Genomic DNA, 24,328 nt, shown 5'->3' with positions numbered 1-24,328 from the left:
CGTCAGCCCGCCAGCATCATGTCCGCCGCGCCGTTCTCGATCGGTTGCACGCCGTGCTCGACGACGTTGTTGCGGCCGCGGTGTTTTGCAGCGTAGAGCGCGGCGTCGGCGGCTTCGATCAGATCACCTGGACGCAAGCTCTCGTTGGGCCGCGCCGCGGCGACGCCGATCGAGACGGTGACGATCATATGGCTGGACGTGATGTGCGGCAGGCACAGCTTCAGCACGGCCGCACGCACCTGTTCGCCGATTTCGACGGCGCGGTTCACATCGGTGTTCGGCAGCAGGAGGCAGAATTCCTCGCCGCCATAGCGCGCCGCGAAGCCCATCGTGTCGGCGGCAATGCCGGACAGCGACTCGCCGAGCCTGGTCAGGCAGGAATCGCCTTCAAGATGGCCGTAGGTGTCGTTGAAGAGCTTGAAATGGTCGACGTCGATCATCAGCAGCGCGAGGTCGTTGCCATATTGCTGCGCGCGCATCCATTCGAAATCGAGCCGGCTCTGGAAGCCGCGGCGATTGGCCAGCCCCGACAGCATGTCGATCGAGGCCATCACCGTCAGGCGGTCGTTGCTCGCGACCAGCTCGCGCTCGCGTTGGCTCAGTTGCGCGGCCATGGCATTGAACGCGCGGGCCAGCGCCACGAACTCCGACGGCAGGCGATTGCGTGCCGCGCGCGCCGACAAGTCGCCTTCGCCAAGACGTTTGGCCATGTCCGCGAGCATCTCGATCGGCTTGATCACCAGTTTCTCGGCCGCGATCAGCGCGCCGAGCAGGACGAACACGACAACGAAAGCGAGCTGGAGATAGGCGGTGCGGATATCGCGGCTGACCGCCGCAGACACCTTGTCCTCGTCGATGCTGGCGATCAGGCGGGCATTGGTGCCCGCGATGCGGATATAGCTGACCGCGCGGCGGCTGCCGTCGGCGGCCAGGAAAGAAAGTGAGCCCTCATCCTGGTCCGAGCGCAGCGCCCGGTCGGCGATCGCCGACATCAGCGGCATGTTGTCGAGAGGACGGCCGACCGCGCTGTGCTGGTCGGCCGGCGCGGCCAGCACGGTGCCGGCGCTGTCGACCAGCACGGCGGCGATGCCGGCGCGGCCGCCGAGATTGCTCATGACCTTCGACATCCAGTCGAGGTTGACGGTCGCAAGCACGACGGCATCCGCGACGCCGCTGAAGGCGGACACCGGATAAACCGCCATGACGGTCGGTGTCGGGACGGGCCGCGATAGGATGAAATCGCTCAGCACGAAGCGGCCGGTTTCCTGCGCCTGCTGGAAGTAAGGCCGGTCACTGAGGTCGAGGCCGACATACATGTTGTTGGTGGCGCACTGGATGCGCCCGTCCTGACCGGCGATCAGAAGCGTGCGGATCCAGGGAAGGTTCGACGGCAGGCTCGCGCGCAGCACGTCGCAGCTCTTGCTGATGCCGCCGGCAGAGGCGCGGATGAAGGCTTCCGATTTCAGGATGGTCTCGACCGACGAGATCACCTCGCGCTGCGCATCGGCGCTGTGTCTTGCAATGGTGGTGAATTCAGCTGCCGCCTGCGCGATCTGCCGCGCGCGCGTATCCTCGAGCGATCGGATGCGCTCGAACATCAAAGGCGTCACCAGAATCACCGCGAGCAACGCAAGCCGCGCCCGGATTCCGAGAACCTGCTTGAGTTTCGCTCGTTTGCGGTTGAAACTGACGTTTGCCATCTTCGTTACCCACCCCATGGGCAAGGTAAAGCGAAGGGTTCAAAAACTCTTTCTTGAACTCGGTAAAATTGGACTTACCTCGGTTACAGACACAGCCAATCGACGTCATGACAGAAGCCAACGCCGCGCCGGTAACCGGCCATTCACCAAACGCGCTCGCCGCGGTCGAAGCCGAAATCGCGCGCGCCTGCAAGGATGCGCGGCGCGACCGTGCCTCCGTGACGCTGATCGCGGTGTCGAAGACTTTCGCCGCGGATGCAATTACACCGGTCATCGACGCCGGGCAGCGCGTATTCGGCGAGAATCGGGTGCAGGAGGCCAAGAGCAAATGGCCAGCGTTAACGTCTGCTTATTCCGGTATTGCACTGCATCTGATCGGGCCGCTGCAATCCAACAAGGCGAAAGAGGCGGTCGCGCTGTTCGATGCCATCCATTCGGTTGACCGTCCGAGCATTTGCCAGGCGTTAGCCAAGGAAATCGAATCTCAAAACAAGCATCCGGAACTGTTCGTCCAGATCAACATCGGCGAGGAGCCGCAGAAGGCCGGCGTCGCCCCCGCCGAGGCCGATGCCTTCATCGCGAGCTGCCGCGACACCTATGGGCTCACGATCTCCGGGTTGATGTGCATTCCGCCGGTCGACGAACCGCCGGCGGCGCATTTCGCGTTGACCGCCAAGATCGCGGAGCGCAACGGATTGAAGAAGCTCTCGATGGGCATGAGCGCGGATTTTGCGACCGCCATCATGCTGGGCGCCACGCATGTGCGCGTGGGAAGTGCGATCTTCGGACATAGGTAGTTGTTGTCGTCCCGGACAAGCGCAGCGCAGATCCGGGACCCATACCGCGTGATCTCTGATTGGTGGGCGGTGTTCGTACCGACGAAAGTTAGGTAACCCTCAGTCTTCGCCAAGCTTCTCCCTGGGGTTATGGATCCCGGATCTGCGCTTCGCTTGTCCGGGACGACAGCGGAGTGTGAGACTACTTACGCGAACCTCACCGACACTTTCCCGAGCACACCGAAATCCGCGGCAAAATGATCACCGGCCTGGATCGGCAGCGGCGGATGGCACGTGCCTGTTGTCACCACCTCCCCTGCCCGCAAGGTGATGCCGAGCCCGCGCAGCTCGTTCGCAAGCCAGGCGAGCGCAACGCGGGGGGTCTCCGAGCACGTTCTTGCCGTGGCCGACATAGCGCTCGCCCCGCAATGTGATCTGCGGCCGTTCCTCGACGAGATCTATCGCGCGCCAGTTCGCTGAACTCGCTGCGCCCAGCACGACAAGATGCGCGCAGGCATTGTCGGCGATCAGCTGCGCCTCGCCCGCGCTGACGAAATCGGCAAATCGCGAATCGGGAATCTCGATCGCCGGATGCAAGCTCTCGACGGCGGCCAGCACTTCATCGACACTGTACGGTGCCGCGCGCGGCCCCAGATCGCGTCCCATGCGGAAGGCGAATTCCGGCTCGCCGACGCGCATCTCGTTGCCCTTCATCGACGCCGTGCCGCCATCGGCGATCACGGTGTCGCTCATGATGCGTCCGGCCAGTGGTCCCCCGACGTTGATGTGCTTCTGTCCGGCCTCACTCGTTGCCGCGATCTTCCAGCCGAACAGTCTTCCAAGCGACTGCGCCTCAAGCACGGCCTGAACCGCGTAGCCCTCGGCGCGGCTCTGCGGGCGCAAATTTGCCGCCAGCGCGTCCAGCTTGGTGCCGTCGCGCCAATGTTGAACGAGAACGCGCGATGCGGCGGCGATCTGATCCTTGTCCAGCATCTGTCCTCACCCGATGATGATTTTTGTTTGTGGTCCCAGCCGCCGCAGCAATTGCAGCATCGCAGATTTCGTCATGGAGACGCAGCCCGCGGTCGGCCCGAAATTGTCGCGGGCCAGGTGCAAGAACACCGCGCTGCCGCGGCCGGTGATTCGCGGCCTGGTGTTGTGGTCGATTTCGATGATGAAGTCATAGAGATGGTCGGCCCGCTTGAGCCGGTCGCCGCCCTGCTCCCGTCCGAGCCGGATGGGCTGATTGTAATGGCGATCTCCGGGGTCTTCGCACCAGGCGTCCGCGTTGCCGATGGCCCGGGCGGGCAGAAAAGTCTGCGGGCGGCTGTGCCGGTCGCCCCTCCACCACAATTGCCGCGGCCGGTAGCTGCCCCTTGGCGTGCCGCCATCGCCCTCGCGCTTGTTCGCCAGGATGCCGCCGCGCCCCAGCGCCACCGGTATCGTCAGGTGTCCGGCCGTCAGCCAGCCCCGGCGCGGATTACCCGCGGCAGGCCGAACGCGGATCGCCGAAAGCGGTCCGGAGCTTCGATTTCGGCTGTAACTAGCTGAAGCAGCTTTGTTTTTCATGTGAACGTGCAATGTCGAATTCATTACAGGACATTCATCAAAACGCCCAGCTATTCTGGGTTAGAGTGGTTCTGGCTTGTGAATCGGTAACAGCCCACTACTTCAACACGAATAACAATAATAACGGCGACCCCTAACTTCCCCTCGCGGCTGGGTGCGGCATGCATGCGCGCCGAGCCCGACCCCAAAAGGATGATACCCTATGGCCAATGCCCGCAAGATCCTGATCGTGGATGACGATACCGATCTGCGCGATACGTTGGTGGAGCAATTATCGCTGCACGAAGAATTTGAAGCCTCCGCCGTCGATACCGGCGCCAAGGGCGCAAGCGCTGCAAAGGCCAATTCTCCCGATCTCGTCCTGATGGATGTAGGGCTGCCCGACACCGACGGCCGTGAGGTGGTCCGCTCCCTGCGCAAGGGTGGCTTCAAGGCTCCGATCATCATGCTCACCGGGCATGACACCGATTCCGACACGATCTTGGGGCTGGAATCCGGCGCCAACGACTATGTGGCAAAGCCCTTCCGTTTCGCCGTGTTGTTGGCCCGCATCCGCGCCCAGCTTCGCCAGCACGAGGCCAGCGAGGACGCAGTGTTCTCGGTCGGCCCCTACAGCTTCCGTCCGGGCTCGAAGATGCTGACCGCGGCCAATGCGCGCAAGGTACGGCTGACGGAGAAGGAAACCGCCATCCTCCGCTTCCTCTACCGGGCCGGCCAGATGCCGGTCTCGCGCGAGACCCTGCTCCAGGAGGTCTGGGGCTACAACTCAGGCGTCACCACCCACACGCTGGAAACCCACATCTACCGCCTTCGCCAGAAGATCGAGAAGGATGCCGCCAACCCGGAAATCCTGGTGACGGAAGCCGGTGGCTACAAGTTGGTGCCGTGATACGTTCCGGAAACGCGCGATTCGTCGTAAATTTGCGCGTTCCCTAAGCCTCGGACCGGAATGTCAATCGACGACGACGTAGCGATTCTCGAGCGTGTCCCGACACTGCGCCTGTTGGGAGACGCCTCGTTGCGCATGCTGGCGATCGGTTCCGAGCAGCGTGACTTCGTCCGCGGCGACGTCCTGTTCAATCTCGGCGATAATGCCGATGCCGGCTTCGTCGTCCAGCGTGGCGCCTTCCGGGTCGACGACGGCGCCGGCGCCGAAATGATCGCAGGTCCCGGCGCACTGATCGGCGAGCTCGCGCTGGTCGTGCCGATGAAGCGGCCGTCGACCGCGACCGCGCTGGAGCCCTCCACAGTCATCCGCGTCGCACGCAGCCTGTTTCAGCGCGTGCTCGAAAGCGACCCCGCCGCCGCCCTTCGCCTCCGCGACGAATTCGCGGTTCGCTCCAGCCAGATCGCCAGCGATATCCTGATGGCGGGCACGAAGCTGACGTCCTAGGTCTCTCCGCTCGTCATTCCGGGGCGCGACGAAGTCGCGAGCCCGGAATGACGACGATCAAACCTCCAGCGTCACCGTCACCGGCACGTGGTCCGACGGTCGCTCCCAGCTCCGCGCGTCGCGCAGTATCTTGAAATCACTGACCGCATCCTTCAGCGCGCGCGAGACCCAGATGTGATCGAGCCTGCGGCCGCGGTCGCCGACAGTCCAGTCGGCGGACCGGTAGCTCCACCACGTGTAGACCTTCTCCGACATCGGGATGCGCTCGCGCGCAACGTCGACCCACTCGCCGGCATCGAGCGCTGCCTTGAGCTTCTCGGTTTCGATCGGCGTGTGCGAGACCACCTTCAGAAGCTGCTTGTGCGACCACACGTCGTTCTCGTGCGGGGCGACGTTGAGATCGCCGACCAGGATGTGGCGATCCTCACCGCGCGGATGCAACGGCTCGCAGGCTTTCATTTCGTCGAGGAAGCGAAGCTTGTGATCGAATTTTTCGTTCAGCGCCGGGTCGGGAATGTCGCCGCCGGCGGGAACGTAGAAATTATGCAGCACCAGCGGCTTTGCGATGCTGGCCTTTTCGCCGAACGACACCGAGATGTGGCGCGAGTCGATCTTGTCGCAGAAGGTGCGGATGTCCTTTGACTCGAACGGAATCTTCGAGACGATGGCGACGCCGTGATAGCCCTTCTGCCCGTTCAGCGCGACATGCTCGTAGCCGAGCCGCTTGAATCGCTTCAGCGGAAAGGCGTCGTCGATGCACTTGGTCTCCTGCAGGCACAGCACGTCCGGCCGCGTGCTCTTGAGAAATTTCGCGACCAGGTCGATGCGCAGCCGCACCGAATTGATGTTCCAGGTTGTCAGGGAAAGACGCATGAGGGATGCGTCTTAGCAAGCTCTCGTAGGGTGGGCAAAGGCGCAGAGCGCCGTGCCCACCGTCTTTTCATGCTTGGGAGCAATGGTGGGCACGCTCCGCTTTGCCCACCCTACGGCTGTCCGTCCACGACAATCTCTCGTGCCCCGGACGCTGGGCGGCACGAAGTGACGCGCAGCAGAGCCGCGGCCCATCTGCGGCATTCTGGCTCCCGGCTCTGCGCCGCACCGCCATAGCGCGTCACAGACGCGCGTGAACGCGCTTTACGCGCTGCGTCGCGTCCGGGACACGAGAGCCTAGCCCGGCGACGGGCCGTAGTTGGTGAAGTCGATCTTGAACATGCTGGGATCGAGCTTCTTGCTCGAGTCCAGATTGTAGACCGCGATCGTGGTGTCGTAGCCCTGCGGGTCGGTGACGGTCCACTGTTTCAATTGGCCGTCCTTGGCGCCGAACATCAGCAAGAGCCGGCTGGTGCCGACCAGCGCCTGCTTCTCCTCGATGGTGACGCTGACGAAGAGGTCGTCGGCCGAGACGTTGACGACGTTGGTGTCCTTCATCAGGTCGATGCGGTCGGACAGCAGGAAGCGCAGCGGCGTCTGCGACAGCGGATAGACATCCTGCGTCGCGAGCTTGCGATCGCGCACCACCAGCGACGATCCGTCGGCGACGATGTCGATCGGGCTCGGCGCGTCATACTCGAAGCGCACCTTGCCGGGCTTCTGGATGTAGAAATCGCCCTGCGTCTTGCTGCCGTCGGGGCCGACCTGGACGAAATTCCCGACCAGCGTCTGAAGGGAAGAGAGATAGGCGCTGACTTTGGCCGCCTGCGCCTTCTGGTTGGCATCGAAAGTCTGGAAGATACTGCTCGGCACGTTCCGGCGCGGATCCGGGATGATCGGATTCGGCGGTGTCTGCGTTGCGCCGGTGACAGCGGGCCCCCCGGCGGACGCCCCGCCGTCGCGGCCCTTCGGCGCGGGCTTCGGCACCGGCACAGTCTGCGCGACCGACGCACAGGTCACCATCGCGGCGGTGACGAGAAGCACGCCGGCCATGCGCGCGCTTCGCGCAGCGATGGTGGCAGCGAATCGAATGTCCGGATCTCTGATCAACGGGTCGTCCTGTGTGGTTGGGCGCCCTTTTTTACCGTGATTTCGGGCAAAAGCAGATATCGATTTGCATGAAATTATGTTTAGAGGCCCCTCGCCTCACATATGGCTGTCTTCTTCCTCGACCAGAATCTCGCGCTTTCCGGCGTGGTTGGCGGGTCCGACGATGCCTTCCAGTTCCATGCGCTCCATCAGCGATGCGGCGCGATTATAGCCGATTTGCAGGCGGCGCTGGATGTAGCTGGTCGAGGCCTTGCGGTCGCGTTTGACGATGGCGACCGCCTGCGAGAACAGGTCGCCGCCGCCATCCGCACCCATGCCGGTCGCGTCGAACACCGCGCCGTCCTCGTCCTCGGTGGGCTCTTCGGCCGTGACGGCTTCGAGATATTCCGGCTGTCCCTGCGTCTTGAGGTGACGCACCACCTTCTCGACTTCCTCGTCCGACGCGAAAGGTCCGTGCACGCGGCTGATGCGGCCGCCACCGGCCATGTAGAGCATGTCGCCCTGGCCGAGCAGCTGTTCGGCGCCCATCTCGCCGAGGATCGTGCGGCTGTCGATCTTCGAGGTCACCTGGAAGGCGATGCGGGTCGGGAAGTTGGCCTTGATGGTGCCGGTGATGACGTCGACCGACGGACGCTGCGTCGCGAGGATCACATGCAGGCCCGCGGCGCGCGCCATCTGCGCGAGGCGCTGCACCGCGCCTTCGATGTCCTTGCCGGCGACCATCATCAGGTCCGCCATTTCGTCGACGATGATGACGATGTAGGGCAGCGGCTCCAGCGAGAGCTTCTCTTCCTCGTAGATCGCCTTGCCGGTCTCCTTGTCGAAGCCGGTGTGCACCGTGCGCGTCGGCTCCTCGCCCTTGGCCTTCATTTCGAGCAGGCGCGTATTGTAGCCGTCGATGTTGCGCACACCGAGCTTGGCCATGTTCTTGTAGCGCTCTTCCATCTCGCGCACGGCCCATTTCAGCGCGACCACCGCCTTCTTCGGGTCGGTCACGACGGGTGTGAGCAGATGGGGAATGCCGTCATAGACGGAAAGTTCGAGCATCTTCGGATCGACCATGATGAGCCGGCACTGGTCCGGGCGCAGGCGGTAGACCAGGCTGAGGATCATGGTGTTGATCGCGACCGACTTGCCGGAGCCGGTGGTGCCGGCGATCAGCATGTGCGGCGTGCGGGCGAGGTCGATGATGACGGGGTCACCGCCGATGGTCTTGCCGAGGCAGAGCGGCAGCTTTGCGACCGTGTCGGTCGCCTCCTTTGCCACCAGCAATTCCCGCAAATAGACTTTCTCGCGATGTGCGTTCGGCAGCTCGATACCGATCGCGTTGCGTCCGGGCACGACCGCGACGCGCGCCGACAGCGCGCTCATCGAGCGGGCGATGTCGTCGGCGAGGCCAATCACGCGCGAGGACTTGATGCCGGGCGCCGGCTCCAGCTCGTACAGCGTGACCACGGGGCCCGGATTGGCCTTCACGATCTCGCCGCGCACACCGAAGTCCTGCAGCACGCCTTCGAGCGAACGCGAATTGGTTTCCAGCTCGGCCTTGCTGAGCGGCTGGCGATCGCCGGCCTTCGGTGCGGCCAGCATTGAGACGGAGGGAAGATCGAACTTGTCGGAGGATTTCTTGGAGGCGGCTTTCGGCGCGGCCTTCTTGCGCGGGGTGCGCGCGGCCGGCTCCTCCTCCTCTTCTTCCTCCTCTTCCTCGTCTTCCGCTTCCTCGTGCTCGTCCTCGTAGTCTTCGTCTTCGGACTGCGGCGAGATCGAAGGCGCGGTGCGGCCGCCGCCGAGGTTCGGCTCCTGGCGGCTGAACGCAGCGGCCTTGGTCTTCGGTCCGCTCGAGACCAGCGTGCGGTAGGCGGCGCCGAGCAGCCAGATCAGCCGCGCCTTGGTGCTCATCAATGCGTGGAACAGCCAGCCCAGCGACACCGAGCCGCGATCGCTCTCCTCGTCTTCGTCGAGCGGTTTATCGTCATCCTCGATCTCGGCGAGCTCTTCGTCGTGCTCGCGAGCGCCGAGGCCGCAGGCGATCAGGAAGGTCACGGCCATCGCGACGAACAGGATGACGCCGAGCACCATGCGATAGATCATGCCCGGCGGCCCGAAGATCACCGCGGGCGCGCGCACGAGGGCATCGCCGACCACGCCGCCGAGACCGGTCGGCAGCGGCCAGGCGCCGCCATGCGGCCAGCAGCTCGCAAAGCCTGCCGCGATCACCGTGCAGAGAATCCAGGCGCCGAGCCGCAGCGCCTCGCGGTCGAACGGGCGGTGGGTCATCATGCGCCAGCCCCAGACTGCGACCGTCAGGACCAGCATGATCGCGCCGAGCCCAAGGATCTGCATCGCGAGGTCGGCGCCGATTGCGCCGGCATAACCGAGAATGTTGCGGATCGGCCGCGAGGTCGCGTGGCTGAGGCTGGGATCCTGCACCGACCAGGTCATCAGCGCCGCCGAGGCGACGCCGGACAGCGTGATCAGGCCGAGACCGGTGAGCTCGCGCATACGCCGCGCCAGCCCCTCGCGGATCGAGGGCGGCAGATGGCCCACCAGGGGAATGACACGTTCGATTGCCGACATGCTCATGGGCCTCGCCTAACCCAGAGTCTCGACCAGCCGGTGCAGCGCTTGCGCCGTGGTCTCACCGTCCTGCACCAGCGCAAGGCGGATATAGCCTGCGCCGGGATTGAAGCCGTCGGGTTGGAGCCGCGCCAGATAGCTGCCGGGCACCACGCGCACGCCTGCTTCCTTGAAGAGTCTCAGGGTCACGGACACGTCGTCGCCGATCTCGGACGTATTGAGCCAGACGCAGAAGCCCGCGTCGGGCCGGCGATAACCGTAGCGGTTGCCGATGATCTGGTCGGCGAGATCGAACTTGATGCGGTAGAGCCTGCGGTTCTCCTCTACATGCGCCTCGTCGCTGTAAGCAGCGGTCGCGACATGCTGGAGCGCCGCCGGCACCTGGGGAGCTGCGACGTTGCGCAGCTCGAGGAACATGTTGATGAATTTCTTGTCGCCGGCGGCGAAGCCGACGCGCATGCCCGGAAGGTTGGAGCGCTTCGACAGCGACTGGAACGCGACCACCCGGGTGAAGTCGGGGCCGGCGCATTCCAGCGCGCTGCCCGGCGCCTCGCGAGTGTAGATCTCCGAGTAGCACTCGTCGCTGAGGATCACGAATCCGTAGCGATCGGCGAGCTGCTTCAATCGCTTGAAATAGTCGGGCGAGGCGACCGAGCCCTGCGGATTGGCGGGTGAAGCCAGATAGAACGCCACCGTGCGCGCCAGCGTCGCCTCGTCGATGGCGTCGAGATCGGGCAGGAAGCCGTTTTCGACCGTGGTCGGCAGATAGACCGGCTCGCAAGCCGCCGCGCGGGCGCCGGCGCCATAGACCGGATAGAACGGGTTCGGCATCAGGATGGCGGGCTTGCCGGGACGCGGGCCGACATAGCGCGCGGCCGAGATCGCCGCGAAGAACAGCCCCTCTCGGCTGCCGTTGAGAACCAGAATCTCGTTCTGGGGGTCGAGCGGCCGCGGCAGCTTGAAGCGCGATGACAGCCAGGCGCCCGCCGCCTTGCGGAACGGCTCGGTGCCCTGGTTCGCCGGGTAGCGGCCGAAATCGGCGATGTGCCTGGCCAGCACCGGGCCGACGAAGTCAGGCACGGGATGCTGAGGCTCGCCGACCGCAAGCGAAATCAAGGGCTTACCCGGCTGATGGGGTGCCAGCAGCTCGTTAAGCCGGACGAAGGGCGAGCGTTCGTTATCGGAGCTTCCACCGCCCTGCGGCGCGAGGGATGAAGCGGTCATAGCCATTCGTTGGGCGCCAGCACTCTTGGAACTGCCGGCACGAAGGCACCGGCGGGAAGCGGTTCAGTTCACCATAGATAGGGCGAGGTTAAGACGCGATTAACCATCGGCCGGCCGGCCCGTCCAGAGCGGAATAATTAGGCCGGATAACAACGGGATGCGCCCTTCGGCGAGGACTGTCGGTTCCCGATAGCGCGACGTCAGACCGGGGCGGTGTGTGCCGTCAGCATCGTCATGGCCGGGCATAGCCGTCCGAAGGACGGCGTCGCTTCCGCTCGCCTATGTCCCGGCCATCCACGACCTTTCCCGCTCGCCCGGAGAACGTGGATGCCCGGGACAAGCCCGGGCATGACGAGCTTTGCGAGGTGAGTGCGCTGCCCTAGCGCCCCGGCAGCTTGTCGAATGTCGCCATGCCCGCAGGGATCGCGTGGAATTCCTGTTTGTCGCAGGTGTAGATCGCCATTTGTGGATGGAACTGCGCCGGTTCGTCCAGCGTGCCGACCTTCAGGACCGTTGCGGGGAGGCCCGGAACCTTGGTCACGAGGTGCGTGCCGCATTCGGCGCAGAATTCGCGCGTGACCGCGCGGGCGAGGTCCTTGCGTGTGAACTGCTTGGGCTGTCCGGTGATATAGGTGAAGCCGGCCGCCGGCATTGCGATGAAGGTGTTGGGCGCGCCGCCCGAGATGTACTGGCACTCGCGGCAATGACACTGCGCCTGCATCATCGGATCGCCCTCGGCCACGTAGCGAACTTCTCCGCAATAGCACCCGCCTTCCAAACGCATGACGACCTCCCAATTGTTGTTTGTTGTGGTCGATATTTCTGCGCCGGCAATCTGGAATGGCAATCCCTTTCTTTGGCGCGCCGGTCAAAAAGATTCCTTCAAAAAGAAAGGGGCTCCAGCTTGCGCTGGAGCCCCTCAACGGTCGGGGCATTGCCGGGTATGTGCCCAAACCGTAGGTGTGGGCGCGATCCCCGAAGAGATCGCGGCCGGGAGGAGAGTTACATGTTGTAGGCGCGCTCGGTGTGCTCGGTGATGTCGAGGCCTTCACGCTCGCTCTCGACATTGGCGCGGAGGCCAACGATCACATCGACCACCTTGTAGAGGATCGCCGAGCCGACGCCCGACCACACCAGCGTGGTGCAGACGGCCGTGATCTGGGAGATCATCTGCGCCGCGAAGTCATAATCGGCAACTTTGGGCGGGATCGCGGTGTAGTCGATGATGCCCGCGCCGCCGAGAGCCGGATTGACCAGGATGCCGGTGCCGAGGGCGCCGACGATGCCGCCGACGCAGTGCACGCCGAACACGTCGAGGGAGTCATCGTAGCCGAGCGCGTTCTTCACGACGGTGCAGAAGAACAGGCAGACCACGCCGACCACGAGGCCGAGGACGATCGCACCCATGACACCGGAGAAGCCGGCGGCAGGCGTGACCGCCACGAGACCCGCGACAGCGCCGGAGATGACGCCGAGCACCGACGGGTGACCCTTCACGATCCATTCCGCGAACATCCACGACAGCGCGGCGGCTGCGGTGGCGACGAACGAGTTGGTCATGGCGAGCGCAGCGCCGCCGTTGGCTTCGAGGTTGGAGCCGGCGTTAAAGCCGAACCAGCCGACCCAGAGCAGCGAGGCGCCGATCATCGACATGGTCAGCGAGTGCGGAGCCATCAGCTCCTTGCCATAGCCGACCCGCTTGCCGATCAGGAGAGCGCCGACGAGACCTGCGATACCGGCGTTGATGTGCACGACGGTACCGCCTGCGAAGTCGATTGCGCCCTTCTTGAAGATCCAGCCGGCGTCGGCGTTGATCTCGTCGAGCTTGGCCTGCGCCGCGGTCTTCGCCGCCGCATCACCCGCGGCAGCCAGAGCCTTGGCCGCATCCTGGATCGCGTCCGGGCCGGGCCAGTACCAGACCATGTGCGCGATCGGGAAGTAGATCAGCGTGACCCAGAGCGGGATGAAGAGAGCGATCGCCGAGAACTTCATGCGCTCGGCGAAGGCGCCGACGATGAGGGCGGGAGTGATTGCCGCGAAGGTCATCTGGAAGCACACATAGACGAGCTCCGAGATGTTGGCGTCGACCGAGAAGGTCGCGGCCTTCGAGTCGGTGGTGACGCCCATCATGAAGGCCTTGGAGAAGCCGCCGATGAAGTCGGAGCCGCCGGTGAACGCGAGGCTGTAGCCATACACGGCCCAGATCACGGTGACGACGCAGACGGTGTAGAAGACCTGCATCAGAACGGAGAGCATGTTCTTGGAGCGGACGAGGCCGCCGTAGAACAGCGCAAGACCCGGGATCGTCATCAGCAGCACGAGCACTGTCGATGTCAGCATCCAGGCGTTGTCTCCCTTGTTGATCGTCGGCTCGGCGTAGGCCGCGGTCGCAGCGAACATGCCGGCTGCGAGGGCCGCCAGTCCCGCGCCAAAGGGACGCTTGAACGTCATTTCATTCACTCCTGATTGGATTTTGGTTGAGCGCGAAATCAAAGGGCCGCGGCATCGGCCTCGCCGGTGCGGATGCGAACCGCGTGGTCGAGGTTGATGACGAAGATCTTGCCGTCGCCGATCTGTCCGGTTTTCGCGGCGGACGTGATGGCATCGATGGTCTTGTCGACCTGCTCGGAGGGGACAGCGACCTCGACCTTGATCTTGGGCAGGAAGCTCACGGCATATTCGGCGCCGCGATAGATTTCCGTATGGCCTTTCTGGCGGCCGTATCCCTTGACTTCCGTCACCGTGAGACCGTGAACGCCAATGGCGGTCAGGGCGTCACGGACTTCTTCCAGCTTGAATGGCTTGATGATCGCCATAACAATTTTCATGGGTCCTATCCCCGCTTGGGCCCGGTCCGGACGTGGCCGGGCGTTCTTGACTGGTTCGCCACGAGGGAGATTTTTCACTACGCGGGGCACAGCCAGGACCCCTAGAATCAAATGCCGTGCCAGATCGGGCGCGTTGCCTAACGGACTATGAAAACGGGTATTTTCGCGTTCGACGAGTGTTGCGGCGCAGTGCGCCATTCCGCCGCGCTCAAAACGTGACCATATCTGCTCAAAATGCGAGCACGACAGGCTGCCGACACAATGTTGCTCATGTGCCGGGCAGCTAGAAGGTAATTATATAGTGTAGTCGTTTATTGCAGGGCTTCGCCATGCTGGGTGATGTCGAGACCCTCCAGCTCCTGCTCGCGGGATACGCGCAGCGGAACGAACAGGGCGACCAGCTTGAGCAGAACGAAGCTCACCCCAGCCGACCAGATGAAGGTGACGGCGACCCCATAGAACTGGGCCGCCAGCAGCCGCGGGTGGCCTTCGAGCAAGCCAGCTGTCCCGCCGATGGCGCTGGTTGCGAACACGCCCGCGAGCAGGGTGCCGGTCAGGCCTCCGATGCCGTGGACGCCGAACACGTCGAGCGAGTCATCATAGTTGAAGCGGTGCTTGAGCCAGGTGCAGGCCCAGTAGCAAACGAGGCCCGCTATCACGCCGATGACGATACCATGCCAGGGTGCGACGAAGCCCGAGGCCGGCGTGATGGTGCCAAGGCCGGCGACCGCGCCCGAGATCATGCCCAGCACCGAGGGCTTGCGGCGGGTCGACCATTCGATCGCGCCCCAGGTCACGGCGCCGGAGCAGGCCGCAAGATGCGTCGCGATGATCGCCATCACCGCGCGCGAATTGGCTGCGCCGGCCGAGCCGCCGTTGAAGCCGAACCAGCCGACCCACAACAGGCCCGTGCCCATCACCGCGAGCGAGAGATCGAACGGCGAGAGATTTTCGGTGCCGTAGCCGTGACGGCGCCCCATCACCTTGGCCGCGACGAGGCCGCCGGTGCCGGCCGACAGATGCACGACAAGGCCGCCGGAGAAATCCAGCACGCCCGCCCTGGCGAGGAAGCCGCCGCCCCACACCCAATGCGCCAGCGGAATGTAGACGAAGATGAACCAGGCGACCGAGAACAACAGATAGGCGGAGAACCGCATCCGGTCCGCGACCGAGCCCGCGACCAGCGCCACCGTGATGATCGCAAACGTCATCTGATAAAGCATGAACAGCGATTCCGGGATCGTCTTCGCCGCCGGATTGATGCTGTCCATGGTCATGCCGGCCAGGAACCAGCGATCGAGCGAACCGATCCACGGGCCATCGCCGACGAAACAGAGCGAATAGCCGAACGCAACCCAGAGGATGGAGATCAGCGTCACTGCCGCGAGGCTCTGCGCCATTGTCGCGAGCACGTTCTTCTTGCGCACCATGCCGGAATAGAACAGCGCAAGCCCCGGGATCGTCATCATCAGCACCAGCGCGGTGGCGACGATCATCCAGGCGGTGTCGGCGGCGCTGATCTCGGATGCCGCGGCATACGCCGGCGAAGTTATGACGGACACAAATCCGACGGGCACAGCCATAGCGGCTACGCGGCGCAACAATCCCGCCATGTCGTTTCCCCCAAGCACAGTGATTGCAACGCGCGCCGGGGCGTCGTTGCCCGGTGCGATCGAAGAAGACGGTATTTAGAGCGCGTCGCTGTCGGTTTCGCCGGTGCGGATGCGCAGCGCGTGGTCGATCGGCGTGACGAAGATCTTGCCGTCGCCGATCTGCCCGGTGCGCGCGGAGGCGGTGATCACGGCGACGGCCTTGTCGGCGATGTCGGAGGCAACCGCGATCTCGATGCGCAGCTTCGGCAGGAAGTTCACGACATACTCGGCGCCGCGATAGATCTCGGTGTGGCCCTTCTGGCGGCCATAGCCCTTCACCTCGGTCACAGTCATGCCGTGGACGCCGATCGCCGTCAGCGCCTGGCGGACTTCATCGAGCTTGAAGGGTTTGATGATCGCGACGACGAGTTTCATGGTCAGGCCTATTCCCCGGGAATGCGCCTCGCCGCATGTCTCCGGCGCTGCGTCAATCTGACATCTTTCCGGGCAAATGGCATAAAAAAACTCGCGGATAGAAGCGGAAAAACGCTTGGCCACGTGAACAGCCGCCTCTGTACAGGGCATCCGTTGATCCCTCACAATGCATTTTTGGCATGGATGCAGTGAACCGAAGCGTCCCGGCCGGTACATAAGTATGTTTAAGGGGGACGCTTCATGGCGAGTTGGTTCTACGCATCCGAGGGCAAACAACAGGGGCCCTATCCGGAAGGGCAATTCCGTGACCTCGTCGCCCAGGGAATTGTACGCCCGGATACGCTGGTGTGGTCTGAGGGCATGGCCGGCTGGCAGAAGGCCGCCGAAATCCCCGGCCTGATCGGCGGCCGCGGTGCGCCCCCGATGATGCCGGCCGGCGGCCCGCCGATGATGGGCGCCGGTGGCTATGCCGGCGGCAGCGGCAGCGGAGGATCGATTTCGGTCGATTTCGACATCATCGAGTTCACCTGGCGCAGCATCGTGATGCTGATCGGCATGTGCTTCATCATCCCGGTGCCGTGGGTGTTCGTCTGGTACACGAAATGGATCGTGCCCTGCGTGAATGTCCCGGGGCGGCCTAATCTCAGCTTCACCGGCAATGCGATGGCGCTGGTGCCCTGGTTTTTCGGCTTCATCGTTCTGGCGATCGTCATCAGCCTCATCGGCAGCCAGTTGCTCAGCAACCTGCTGTTCATCGCGCAGATCGTTCTCTACTGGCTCCTGATCAAATGGATGGTTGCGAACCTCGCTTCCAACGGGCAGCCGCTCGGGCTGAGCTTCACCGGCTCGGTCTGGGCCTATATCGGCTGGAATCTGCTGTTCGCGATCTCGATCATCACCATCATCGGCTGGGCCTGGGTCGCCGCGGCCCAGATGCGCTGGTTCTGCCGCAGCATCGAAGGCACAAGGCGCGAAATCCTTTTCAACGGCAGTGGCCTTGAGATTCTCTGGCGCGGCATCGTGGCCGCGATCCTGTGCGCCTTCATCATCCCGATCCCGTGGGTGTATCGCTGGATCATGAACTGGTTTGGGTCGCAGACCGAGCTCGCTCCGCGCGGCTCCGTCCGGGCATGATCCGGAAACCTTGAGCGCGATGAACTCGCGCTTTGGGCGTCAGGCCTTCCGCTCGCGCACGGAGCCTTCCTGCGCGACGGAGGCCACCAGCGTGCCATCCGGCTTGAAGATCAGGCCGCGCGTCAAGCCGCGGCCGTCCTGTGCGCTCGGCGAATCCTGCGCGTAGAGCAGCCATTCGTCGGCGCGGAACGGGCGGTGAAACCACATTGCGTGGTCGAGGCTGGCCGGCATCATGCGCTTGTCGAACAGCGTGCGGCCGTACCGCGCCATCACTGCGTCCAGCAGCGAGAAATCCGACGCGTAGGCGAGCGCGCACATGTGCAGCGCCGGATCGTCAGGCAGCTTTGCCGCGGTCTTGATCCAGACATTGATGCGGCCGTCGTCGATCTTCTGGCCGAAATAGCGGCCGAGCTCGACCGGGCGCAGCTCGATCGGGCGATCGGATTCATAGTAGCGGCGGATGAAGTCCGGCATCTCGCGGAACATCGGCTGCTTGGCCACCTCCTCCGCCGTGAGCTTCTCCGGCGGCGGCACGTCGGGCATTTTCTCCTGATGGTCGAAGGAGCCCTGCTCGTCGGCGTGGAATGACACCATGATCGAGAAGATCGCGTTGCCGTGCTGGATCGCCGTGACGCGGCGGGTCGAATAGCTCTTGCCGTCGCGTAAGCGCTCGACCTGGTAGATGATCGGGATTTGAGGATCGCCCGGCAGGATGAAATAGCAATGCAGCGAATGCGGCAGCCGGCCCTCGACCGTGCGGCAGGCCGCAACCATGGCCTGCCCGATCACTTGGCCGCCGAACACCCGCTGCCAGCTCGTCTTCGGGCTGTTTCCGCGGAACAAATTCACCTCGAGCTGTTCGAGGTCGAGGATCGCGATGAGGTCGATCAGGCTTTTGGACATGGAATTCAGCTTTCGCCTCGTCATTCCGGGCTCGCTGCTTCGGAATGACACAATGGGGGCTTTCCGCCCTTGTTTCACCGCACTGTTTCGCCCAGCTCAAGTCTGCTAGCAAGACCAAGAGTTAGCCGGAAATTTTGGCAGGAAGCTTGGCAGGAATTTTGGGTATGTCGGTACAGGGTAGCATTGTCATTGGCGGCGGCGCGTTTGCGGGCCTGGCTCTGGCCCTGGCGCTGCGTCAGGGGCTCGGACCCGAGATTCCCGTCATCGTCGCCGATCCGGCGCTCAGCGCACGCCCGAGCCGCGACCCGCGCGCCACTGCGATCGTGGCCGCCTGCCGCCGCCTGTTCGAGACGATCGGCGCCTGGGACGGCGTCAGGAGCGAGGCGCAGCCGATCCTCGACATGGTCGTCACCGATTCCAAGCTGGAAGACGCCACCCGCCCCGTGTTTTTGAATTTTGCCGGCGATGTCGCGCCCGGCGAGCCCTTCGCGCATATGGTCGAGAACCGCCGTCTGATCGATGCGCTTGTGGTACGCGCTGAAGCCGAGGGCATCGATCTGCGCGCGACCGCCGTGTCGTCTTACGACGCGCGTAGCGACGGCATCGACGTGACGCTGGGCGATGGCAGCGTCATTGCCGCGAGCCTGCTGGTCGCGGCCGACGGCGCGAGGTCAAAGCTGCGCGAGCGCGCCGGCATCGTCACCCATGGCTGGGAGTACGACCAGTCCGGCATCGTCGTCACCGTCGGCCACGAGCGCGATCACGAGGGCCGCGCCGAAGAACACTTTTTGCCCGCAGGTCCGTTCGCGATCCTGCCGCTCTCGGGAAAACGTTCCTCGCTGGTGTGGACCGAGCGCCGCAGCGAGGCCGCGCGCATCATTGCGCTCGGCGACGAGGAATTTCACAGCGAGCTCGAGCAGCGCTTCGGCCTGCATCTCGGCGAGCTGAAGGCGCTCGACAAGCCGCGCGCGTTCCCGCTGTCCTATTTCGTGGCGCGATCCTTCATCGCCGAACGCCTCGCACTGGTCGGCGATTCCGCGCATGTCATCCACCCGATCGCGGGCCAGGGTCTCAACATGGGGCTGAAAGACGTCGCCGCGCTGGCCGAAGTCGTCGTCGATGCCGCGCGGCTCGGCATGGATATCGGCGGGGCCGACGTGCTCGAACGCTACCAGCGCTGGCGCCGCTTCGACACCATGGCGATGGGCGTTGCCACCAACTCGCTGAACTTCCTGTTCTCCAACCACTCGACGCTGCTGCGCACCGTCCGCGACATCGGGCTCGGCATCGTCGATCGCGCCCCGCCGCTGAAGAACCTTTTCATCCGCCAGGCCGCCGGGTTGACGGGCGAGGTGCCGCGGCTGTTGAAGGGCGAGGCGTTGTAAGCTCTCGCTGGTGCCCCACTCTCCACCGTCGTCCCGGACAAGCGAAGCGCTGATCCGGGACCCATAACCACAGGGAGATGTTTGGCGAGGACTCGTGGTTATCAGTCTCGCGCCACAACCGTGCCCTGGGGTTATAGGTCCCCGCGTTCGCGGGGACGACACCGAGATTGTTGCGCGGCTATCGCCGCCGCTGGTTCCCTAATCGATCTTCCGCGCTTCTTCCGGCAGCATGATCGGGATGCCGTCGCGGATCGGATAGGCGAGCTTTGCGCTGCGCGAGATCAGCTCCTGCCGCGCCGAATCGAACTCCAGCGGGCCCTTGGTCAGTGGGCACACCAAAATCTCCAGCAATTTGGGGTCGACACTGTTTTCGGGGCGTTCGGCGTTCATTGTGGTCTCCGGCGATCGGTTGCCTCTAGCACAGAAAAGCCTAGCCGCCCATTGCTGCGGTTAAAGCGTTTCGAGCAAAATGGATGCCGGTTCCCGTAAGGGAAACGCATCAAAACTAGAATCTAGAGCCCCGTTCCGATTCCATCGGAACGGAACTGGCTCTAGGCCGCGACCATCCTCAGGAGCTCATCGAGCAAGCCCTGGAGCCGCGCCGGCGGCACTGGCGCAGCCGAAAGTGCGAAGCCGAGAAACGTCCAATACAGGATCTGTGCGCGGGCCTGCGCCGCCGCCGGCTCAAGCCCCCGCTTCTTCAGCAGCGCCTCGATATAGTCGAGCCGGCGGCGGTCGATGGCACGGACCGCGCCCTGCGCTGCCGCATCGAACGCCGCCCAGTTGCGCACGGCCCGCTCGAGATCGAGCCGGGCGCCAAAGGTCCTGCGCAGCAGCGCCTTGAGAGGATCGTCGCTGTCGGCTTCGACATCGGCGATGATCTGCTCGGCCGCGATCTCGCGCCAGCGCTTCAGCACGGCGCTGTGGAACGCGGCGAGATCGGCAAAATGCCAGTAGAAGCTGCCGCGCGAGACACTCATGGACTTCGCCAGCGGATCGGCCTTCAGCGCCGTGAAGCCGTTTCTGGCGAGCGCCTTCAGGCCTTCCTTGATCCAGTCATCGGCGGAGAGCTGTTCGGTCATGTCGGGGTCCCAGGATCGAACCATACACTAGTGTATTGACAGGCCGCAGGCCAGCGCCTATCTCACCATACATAGCTGTATGGATAGAGCCTTAAGGGAGCCCCGATGATGCGTGATCTCCTGCTCCAATGTGCTGGCCTTGCCACCATTGCCGTGGCCCTGATCCACGGCATCCTCGGCGAGACCAAGGTCTTCGCGCGGGCTCGTATCGAGCCGGAACGGCTGCGTGCCCTGCTCCGCCTGGTCTGGCAGACCTCGACCGTCGCCTGGATCGGCGGCGGCGTCCTCCTGATCGCGACACCGTGGATGGCCTCGGAGCCGGCACGCCACTGGATCGTCATCACCATGGCCTGCGTGTTTGGCTTCGCGGCCTTCGCTAATGCCTGGGCCACGCGCGGCCGGCATTTTGGCTGGATGGCGCTCGGTGCTGCCGTCGCCATGGCGATCGCCGGCTACTGAGCGGCGACCAGCAGCCTAACGTTCGAGCGGAGCGGCACAATGACAGCTCGTGTTCGCCTGACCATCGAGGACGGCGATCTGCAAACGCTCGGCACTGTGAAGGCATCCTCGGCGTTCAACCTCGCTGGCTTCGAAGTCGTCGCGGCCGAGAACGGTGAAGCAACCATGCGCATGACATGGCGTGGCGACCTCACAAAGCCGCTATCCAGCAACGCGAAGCGCGGTCTAGCGTAACTTGCCCGATCAGCAGTCCATTCCAAACCCGTGAGGCGTAAGGCCGCAGCAGCACTTCAAATGCGCACTGCATACGGAGAGCACTGATCTTTTTCGGATCGTTAGAATATCTCTAAAGCTCCTCGCGGTCGAACTTGATTGACTTCACCCTCCGCTTCGCTTCCTTCGATCACGCATCGCGCTGAGCGAAGCGCACACGACAGAGGAGAGACGTTCGTGAAGGTCATTCGTGTTGTTGCCATTGCACTGACGATCGGGATTGGAACAAGCTCAGCGGCCATGGCCGACGGCTTCAAGGACTGCACCAAGCTCGACAAGGCGTCGTGGAAGCCGGCCAGCGACGCCGAAGCCAAGGCCAAGGCCGCTGGCTATGAAGTGCGGCGCTCGAAGATCGAAGGCTCGTGCTACGAGGTCTATGGCGTCAAGGAAGGCAAGCTCTACGAGCTGTTCTACAGCCCCGAAGACCTCAGCCTGAAGCACACGATTGCCAAGTAAGATTTGATGCTAGAGCGTTTTCGAGCGAAGTGGATGCCGGTTCGCGTGAAGAAAACGCGTCCAAACAAGAACCTAGAGCCCGTTCCGATTCCATCGGAACGGAAATAGCTCTAGGTAAGATTTGAGGGTGGTCCCGGCTTGATCGAAGAAGCGGTGCCAGAAGCGCGCGGGGTGTCCGACAGGCGCCCCGCGGATCGAACCGTCTCGCGGACGGTCGCGGTCTGGGATCTCCCGCTGCGTCTTTGGCACTGGGCTCTCGCCGCCAGCGTTCTGGTCGCGTGGTTCACGCCTACGGTCTATGACAGCCTTCACCGCATTGTCGGCTACACGGTGCTCGGGCTCTTGGCCTTTCGTCTCGTCTGGGGCTTCCTGGGAAGTCGCTATTCGCGGTTTCGCATGGTCCGCGTCAGGCTGCGCGCGGCGCCGAGCTATCTCTGGAATCTGCGACGCGGCATCACCGGCCGTTATATTGGGCTCAACCCAGCCGGCACCTTGATGCTGGTGGCGCTGCTGCTGTCGCTCGCCGTCTCAGCGATCACGGGCGCGCTGTCGGTGACCGTCACCTTCTTCGGCGTCTGGTGGATCGAGGACACGCACGCCTACGCATCCGACGCCGTTATCGTGCTGGTCGTGCTGCACGTCGTGGGCGTGGTGCTGATGGGGGTGCTTCAGCGCGAGAACCTGATCCGCGCGATGTTCACCGGACGCAAACGCATTCGCGCCTGAGCGAGCCGCGTTTAGGATTCCGGTCGGGTCGCCTGCTCGCTCTGCGACGAGGCGCCTTTTTCATTATTCTAATTCTAATGTAGAGCTATTCTAGCTTCACCCTTCCTTCTTCTGCTTCCCAAGGCACGCTTTTGCAGGCTTCTCCTGCGGTGAATTGTCGCAAGTCTTGGGGAGCGCATGTCATTTCACGTTTTCACCGATCCAGTCGCGCCACGTTTCAACAATCGTCGATGCCGGCGCCGATCAGCATTGCTCGCGGCAACTGCGATCTCGATTCTGAGTTCTGGTGCGGCTTGCGCAGCGGAAGGTGGGGCGAATGACGCCCTGCTCAAGAAGCTGGAAAAGATGGAGCAGCGCATCCAGCAGCTCGAAGCCGAGCTGAAGCAGAAGCAGGATCGCCCGACGGCCGACACAGACGCAAAGCGGGCGGCCAAAACGGCATCGCTGACGAGCACCAATGCAGCCGCGCCATCCGCTGAGGGAAAGGATGCGCCAGCCAAATCTGACGTCCAAAAGTCTGACGCTCAAAAGCCTGAAGCCCAATCGTCCGAGAAGTCGGCCAAGTCGAAGTCGAAAGACTTCATCCCTCTGCCGCCACTGCCGTCAGCGTCGGACAAACCGATCCTCGGGCTTGCGGATTCTCCGGTCTCCGGCCTCAGCATCGGGGCTTATGGCGAGATGAACTTCGGCACCATCCAGAATCCTGCTGCCGGTGGCCAGTGGCAGAAGGGTTTTGACGCGGCCAGGTTCGTTCTCCTGCCCACCTATGCGATCACCCCGAACATCATCTTCAATGCGGAGATCGAGTTCGAGCACGCGGGCTCCGGATTTGACAACGACGACAAGCTGCACGGCACCGCCGAGATCGAGCAGCTCTGGGTCGATTTCAAGATCATCGACCAATTCAACTGGCGTTCGCCGGGCATTGATCTGGTGCCGATCGGGTACATCAATCAGCATCACGAACCCACGCAATATTACAGCGTGCTCCGGCCCGCACTCTACAACGGCCTCATTCCGTCGACCTGGAAGGTCCCATCGACCAGCGTCTATGGGACGATCACCGAGGACCTCAAATATCAGGTCATGCTCAGCACCAGCAACGAGGATTTCGGCGACTCCTTCGACAATCGCACTGAGGCAAAGACCGTCCCGCTTCTCGGGACGGGGTACGTCGCCGGCATTGACGGCGTAACCGCGCTCGCATTCTCGAGGCCCCCGCTCGGCGACTTCCAGCAACTCAACAACGCCATGGCCGTGTCCGGCCGGCTCGACTTCACGCCGACATTCTGGCCAGGCTTCGCCGGAAGCGTCAGCGCCTATTTCTCGCCGAACACGACGCCGCGCGGGGCGCATGACGATCTCGGTAACTTCCTCGGCAGGTCCAGTCTCACAATGTTTGATGCCGAATTCCGCTACAGGGTGCCGGACACAGGTCTTGAGTTTCGCGGCGAATATGTCCTCGCCGGGTTCGGGCATCCGGAAAACCTGCGCGCCAACAACGACTCGGATCCGACCAACAATGTCGGCAAGTCGATGTACGGCTATTCCGGCGAGATTGCCTACCATGTCCCGCTCGGCACGATTCTCAACAGCGAGTGGGAGGCTGTGCCGTTCTATCGCTACACGTATCAGAATCTGCAAACGAGCGGCTACGCCGGCACCGATGCCAATCTGCCGACTGGTCAGGGTCAGCGACAGTACCACACGGCCGGCTTTGCGGTGTTTCCATCCCCGAAGATTGTGCTGAAGGCGACCTACCAGCGTGTGATCGACAAGAGCGCCACCGGCGCGCTTTCGGATTCGTTCCTCGGCGGCGTCGGGTTCTTCTTTTGA

The 24,328-nt window shown here is 63.6% G+C and carries 24 protein-coding genes and 1 pseudogene; 10 read left to right on the top strand and 15 right to left on the bottom strand.

What is annotated here, in order from left to right:
- Window positions 1–2 precede the first annotated feature (2 nt).
- On the bottom strand, window positions 3–1,700 hold the full coding sequence (locus AC629_RS30540) for a sensor domain-containing diguanylate cyclase (protein WP_084808588.1): 1,698 nt from the start codon (window positions 1,698–1,700) through the stop codon (window positions 3–5).
- Window positions 1,701–1,807: 107 nt separating this feature from the next.
- Here AC629_RS30540 and AC629_RS30535 point away from each other — a divergent pair, with 107 nt between their 5' ends.
- A complete protein-coding gene (locus AC629_RS30535; protein WP_084808556.1) occupies window positions 1,808–2,497 on the top strand; it encodes a YggS family pyridoxal phosphate-dependent enzyme in 690 nt (229 codons plus the stop codon).
- 185 nt (window positions 2,498–2,682) lie between these two features.
- On the opposite strand, the pseudogene AC629_RS30530 reads toward AC629_RS30535, so the two are convergent.
- A pseudogene (locus AC629_RS30530) lies at window positions 2,683–3,469 on the bottom strand (2-keto-4-pentenoate hydratase).
- A 6-nt stretch (window positions 3,470–3,475) separates the two neighbouring features.
- The gene (locus AC629_RS30525; RefSeq protein ID WP_084808555.1) at window positions 3,476–4,045 is read right to left on the bottom strand and encodes a L,D-transpeptidase family protein; all 570 of its coding nucleotides are present in this window, start codon (window positions 4,043–4,045) and stop codon (window positions 3,476–3,478) included.
- A gap of 202 nt (window positions 4,046–4,247) precedes the next feature.
- Here AC629_RS30525 and AC629_RS30520 point away from each other — a divergent pair, with 202 nt between their 5' ends.
- Together AC629_RS30520 and AC629_RS30515 are read left to right on the top strand one after the other, a co-directional pair.
- Window positions 4,248–4,934: a response regulator transcription factor gene (locus tag AC629_RS30520; protein WP_008142830.1), complete on the top strand. Its 687-nt coding sequence runs from the start codon at window positions 4,248–4,250 to the stop codon at window positions 4,932–4,934.
- Window positions 4,935–4,994: 60 nt separating this feature from the next.
- Window positions 4,995–5,438: a Crp/Fnr family transcriptional regulator gene (locus tag AC629_RS30515; RefSeq protein WP_084808554.1), complete on the top strand. Its 444-nt coding sequence runs from the start codon at window positions 4,995–4,997 to the stop codon at window positions 5,436–5,438.
- A gap of 57 nt (window positions 5,439–5,495) precedes the next feature.
- Here AC629_RS30515 and xth read toward each other — a convergent pair whose 3' ends face one another.
- The 9 genes from xth to AC629_RS30470 all read right to left on the bottom strand — a co-directional run bounded on the left by xth (window position 5,496) and on the right by AC629_RS30470 (window position 16,074).
- A complete protein-coding gene (gene xth, locus AC629_RS30510) occupies window positions 5,496–6,311 on the bottom strand; it encodes an exodeoxyribonuclease III (protein WP_084808553.1) in 816 nt (271 codons plus the stop codon).
- Between the two features lie 294 nt (window positions 6,312–6,605).
- Entirely contained in the window at window positions 6,606–7,361 is a 756-nt protein-coding gene (locus tag AC629_RS30505; protein WP_084808552.1) for an outer membrane lipoprotein carrier protein LolA, read from the bottom strand.
- Window positions 7,362–7,514: 153 nt separating this feature from the next.
- On the bottom strand, window positions 7,515–10,001 hold the full coding sequence (locus tag AC629_RS30500; protein ID WP_084808551.1) for a DNA translocase FtsK: 2,487 nt from the start codon (window positions 9,999–10,001) through the stop codon (window positions 7,515–7,517).
- A 9-nt stretch (window positions 10,002–10,010) separates the two neighbouring features.
- Window positions 10,011–11,225, bottom strand: coding sequence for an aminotransferase class I/II-fold pyridoxal phosphate-dependent enzyme (locus AC629_RS30495; protein ID WP_084808550.1), 1,215 nt, complete (start codon window positions 11,223–11,225; stop codon window positions 10,011–10,013).
- Window positions 11,226–11,598: 373 nt separating this feature from the next.
- Window positions 11,599–12,003, bottom strand: coding sequence for a GFA family protein (locus AC629_RS30490; protein ID WP_084808587.1), 405 nt, complete (start codon window positions 12,001–12,003; stop codon window positions 11,599–11,601).
- A gap of 218 nt (window positions 12,004–12,221) precedes the next feature.
- A complete protein-coding gene (locus AC629_RS30485) occupies window positions 12,222–13,670 on the bottom strand; it encodes an ammonium transporter (protein WP_084808549.1) in 1,449 nt (482 codons plus the stop codon).
- 38 nt (window positions 13,671–13,708) lie between these two features.
- The gene (locus tag AC629_RS30480) at window positions 13,709–14,047 is read right to left on the bottom strand and encodes a P-II family nitrogen regulator (protein WP_084808548.1); all 339 of its coding nucleotides are present in this window, start codon (window positions 14,045–14,047) and stop codon (window positions 13,709–13,711) included.
- Between the two features lie 311 nt (window positions 14,048–14,358).
- On the bottom strand, window positions 14,359–15,660 hold the full coding sequence (locus AC629_RS30475) for an ammonium transporter (RefSeq protein WP_084808547.1): 1,302 nt from the start codon (window positions 15,658–15,660) through the stop codon (window positions 14,359–14,361).
- Between the two features lie 75 nt (window positions 15,661–15,735).
- Complete coding sequence (locus AC629_RS30470; protein WP_074117937.1) at window positions 15,736–16,074, bottom strand: P-II family nitrogen regulator; 339 nt, start codon at window positions 16,072–16,074, stop codon at window positions 15,736–15,738.
- Between the two features lie 240 nt (window positions 16,075–16,314).
- Between AC629_RS30470 and AC629_RS30465 the strand changes: the two genes are divergently transcribed.
- Window positions 16,315–17,208: a DUF4339 domain-containing protein gene (locus tag AC629_RS30465; protein ID WP_084808546.1), complete on the top strand. Its 894-nt coding sequence runs from the start codon at window positions 16,315–16,317 to the stop codon at window positions 17,206–17,208.
- A 39-nt stretch (window positions 17,209–17,247) separates the two neighbouring features.
- On the opposite strand, the gene tesB is transcribed toward AC629_RS30465, so the two are convergent.
- The gene (gene tesB, locus AC629_RS30460; RefSeq protein ID WP_084808586.1) at window positions 17,248–18,111 is read right to left on the bottom strand and encodes an acyl-CoA thioesterase II; all 864 of its coding nucleotides are present in this window, start codon (window positions 18,109–18,111) and stop codon (window positions 17,248–17,250) included.
- 164 nt (window positions 18,112–18,275) lie between these two features.
- Here tesB and AC629_RS30455 point away from each other — a divergent pair, with 164 nt between their 5' ends.
- On the top strand, window positions 18,276–19,496 hold the full coding sequence (locus tag AC629_RS30455; protein WP_084808545.1) for a ubiquinone biosynthesis hydroxylase: 1,221 nt from the start codon (window positions 18,276–18,278) through the stop codon (window positions 19,494–19,496).
- Window positions 19,497–19,694: 198 nt separating this feature from the next.
- Here the strand turns inward: AC629_RS30455 and AC629_RS30450 are convergent, their stop codons facing one another.
- Together AC629_RS30450 and AC629_RS30445 are read right to left on the bottom strand one after the other, a co-directional pair.
- Window positions 19,695–19,886 (bottom strand): Trm112 family protein, encoded by a 192-nt coding sequence (locus tag AC629_RS30450; protein WP_084808544.1) that lies wholly within the window; start codon window positions 19,884–19,886, stop codon window positions 19,695–19,697.
- A gap of 161 nt (window positions 19,887–20,047) precedes the next feature.
- Entirely contained in the window at window positions 20,048–20,578 is a 531-nt protein-coding gene (locus tag AC629_RS30445) for a TetR/AcrR family transcriptional regulator (RefSeq protein WP_084808543.1), read from the bottom strand.
- A gap of 108 nt (window positions 20,579–20,686) precedes the next feature.
- Between AC629_RS30445 and AC629_RS30440 the strand changes: the two genes are divergently transcribed.
- The 5 genes from AC629_RS30440 to AC629_RS30420 all read left to right on the top strand — a co-directional run bounded on the left by AC629_RS30440 (window position 20,687) and on the right by AC629_RS30420 (window position 24,328).
- Window positions 20,687–21,037 (top strand): hypothetical protein, encoded by a 351-nt coding sequence (locus tag AC629_RS30440; RefSeq protein WP_084808542.1) that lies wholly within the window; start codon window positions 20,687–20,689, stop codon window positions 21,035–21,037.
- A 39-nt stretch (window positions 21,038–21,076) separates the two neighbouring features.
- On the top strand, window positions 21,077–21,271 hold the full coding sequence (locus AC629_RS30435; protein WP_084808541.1) for a hypothetical protein: 195 nt from the start codon (window positions 21,077–21,079) through the stop codon (window positions 21,269–21,271).
- 216 nt (window positions 21,272–21,487) lie between these two features.
- Window positions 21,488–21,766: a PepSY domain-containing protein gene (locus AC629_RS30430; RefSeq protein WP_084808540.1), complete on the top strand. Its 279-nt coding sequence runs from the start codon at window positions 21,488–21,490 to the stop codon at window positions 21,764–21,766.
- A 138-nt stretch (window positions 21,767–21,904) separates the two neighbouring features.
- The gene (locus AC629_RS30425) at window positions 21,905–22,492 is read left to right on the top strand and encodes a cytochrome b/b6 domain-containing protein (RefSeq protein ID WP_084808539.1); all 588 of its coding nucleotides are present in this window, start codon (window positions 21,905–21,907) and stop codon (window positions 22,490–22,492) included.
- Between the two features lie 345 nt (window positions 22,493–22,837).
- Window positions 22,838–24,328: a hypothetical protein gene (locus tag AC629_RS30420; RefSeq protein ID WP_245332046.1), complete on the top strand. Its 1,491-nt coding sequence runs from the start codon at window positions 22,838–22,840 to the stop codon at window positions 24,326–24,328.

The organism is Bradyrhizobium sp. NAS80.1 (assembly GCF_001908205.1).
GTDB lineage: Bacteria > Pseudomonadota > Alphaproteobacteria > Rhizobiales > Xanthobacteraceae > Bradyrhizobium.
Note: the sequence above shows the minus strand (reverse complement) of the source record. Positions and strands in the feature narration are given on the sequence as shown.

What these genes read in the sequence shown, in the direction of transcription:
- AC629_RS30465 (WP_084808546.1), top strand. Translation starts at nt 16,315, where the DNA reads ATGGCGAGTTGGTTCTACGCATCCGAGGGCAAACAACAGGGGCCCTAT.
- AC629_RS30475 (WP_084808547.1), bottom strand. Translation starts at nt 15,660, where the DNA reads ATGGCGGGATTGTTGCGCCGCGTAGCCGCTATGGCTGTGCCCGTCGGA.
- AC629_RS30525 (WP_084808555.1), bottom strand. Translation starts at nt 4,045, where the DNA reads ATGAAAAACAAAGCTGCTTCAGCTAGTTACAGCCGAAATCGAAGCTCC.
- AC629_RS30490 (WP_084808587.1), bottom strand. Translation starts at nt 12,003, where the DNA reads ATGCGTTTGGAAGGCGGGTGCTATTGCGGAGAAGTTCGCTACGTGGCC.
- AC629_RS30515 (WP_084808554.1), top strand. Translation starts at nt 4,995, where the DNA reads ATGTCAATCGACGACGACGTAGCGATTCTCGAGCGTGTCCCGACACTG.
- AC629_RS30520 (WP_008142830.1), top strand. Translation starts at nt 4,248, where the DNA reads ATGGCCAATGCCCGCAAGATCCTGATCGTGGATGACGATACCGATCTG.
- AC629_RS30480 (WP_084808548.1), bottom strand. Translation starts at nt 14,047, where the DNA reads ATGAAAATTGTTATGGCGATCATCAAGCCATTCAAGCTGGAAGAAGTC.
- AC629_RS30450 (WP_084808544.1), bottom strand. Translation starts at nt 19,886, where the DNA reads ATGAACGCCGAACGCCCCGAAAACAGTGTCGACCCCAAATTGCTGGAG.
- AC629_RS30495 (WP_084808550.1), bottom strand. Translation starts at nt 11,225, where the DNA reads ATGGCTATGACCGCTTCATCCCTCGCGCCGCAGGGCGGTGGAAGCTCC.
- AC629_RS30500 (WP_084808551.1), bottom strand. Translation starts at nt 10,001, where the DNA reads ATGAGCATGTCGGCAATCGAACGTGTCATTCCCCTGGTGGGCCATCTG.
- tesB (WP_084808586.1), bottom strand. Translation starts at nt 18,111, where the DNA reads ATGTCCAAAAGCCTGATCGACCTCATCGCGATCCTCGACCTCGAACAG.
- AC629_RS30420 (WP_245332046.1), top strand. Translation starts at nt 22,838, where the DNA reads ATGGAGCAGCGCATCCAGCAGCTCGAAGCCGAGCTGAAGCAGAAGCAG.
- AC629_RS30445 (WP_084808543.1), bottom strand. Translation starts at nt 20,578, where the DNA reads ATGACCGAACAGCTCTCCGCCGATGACTGGATCAAGGAAGGCCTGAAG.
- AC629_RS30435 (WP_084808541.1), top strand. Translation starts at nt 21,077, where the DNA reads ATGACAGCTCGTGTTCGCCTGACCATCGAGGACGGCGATCTGCAAACG.
- AC629_RS30535 (WP_084808556.1), top strand. Translation starts at nt 1,808, where the DNA reads ATGACAGAAGCCAACGCCGCGCCGGTAACCGGCCATTCACCAAACGCG.
- AC629_RS30505 (WP_084808552.1), bottom strand. Translation starts at nt 7,361, where the DNA reads ATGGCCGGCGTGCTTCTCGTCACCGCCGCGATGGTGACCTGTGCGTCG.
- xth (WP_084808553.1), bottom strand. Translation starts at nt 6,311, where the DNA reads ATGCGTCTTTCCCTGACAACCTGGAACATCAATTCGGTGCGGCTGCGC.
- AC629_RS30455 (WP_084808545.1), top strand. Translation starts at nt 18,276, where the DNA reads ATGTCGGTACAGGGTAGCATTGTCATTGGCGGCGGCGCGTTTGCGGGC.
- AC629_RS30440 (WP_084808542.1), top strand. Translation starts at nt 20,687, where the DNA reads ATGCGTGATCTCCTGCTCCAATGTGCTGGCCTTGCCACCATTGCCGTG.
- AC629_RS30470 (WP_074117937.1), bottom strand. Translation starts at nt 16,074, where the DNA reads ATGAAACTCGTCGTCGCGATCATCAAACCCTTCAAGCTCGATGAAGTC.
- AC629_RS30540 (WP_084808588.1), bottom strand. Translation starts at nt 1,700, where the DNA reads ATGGCAAACGTCAGTTTCAACCGCAAACGAGCGAAACTCAAGCAGGTT.
- AC629_RS30485 (WP_084808549.1), bottom strand. Translation starts at nt 13,670, where the DNA reads ATGACGTTCAAGCGTCCCTTTGGCGCGGGACTGGCGGCCCTCGCAGCC.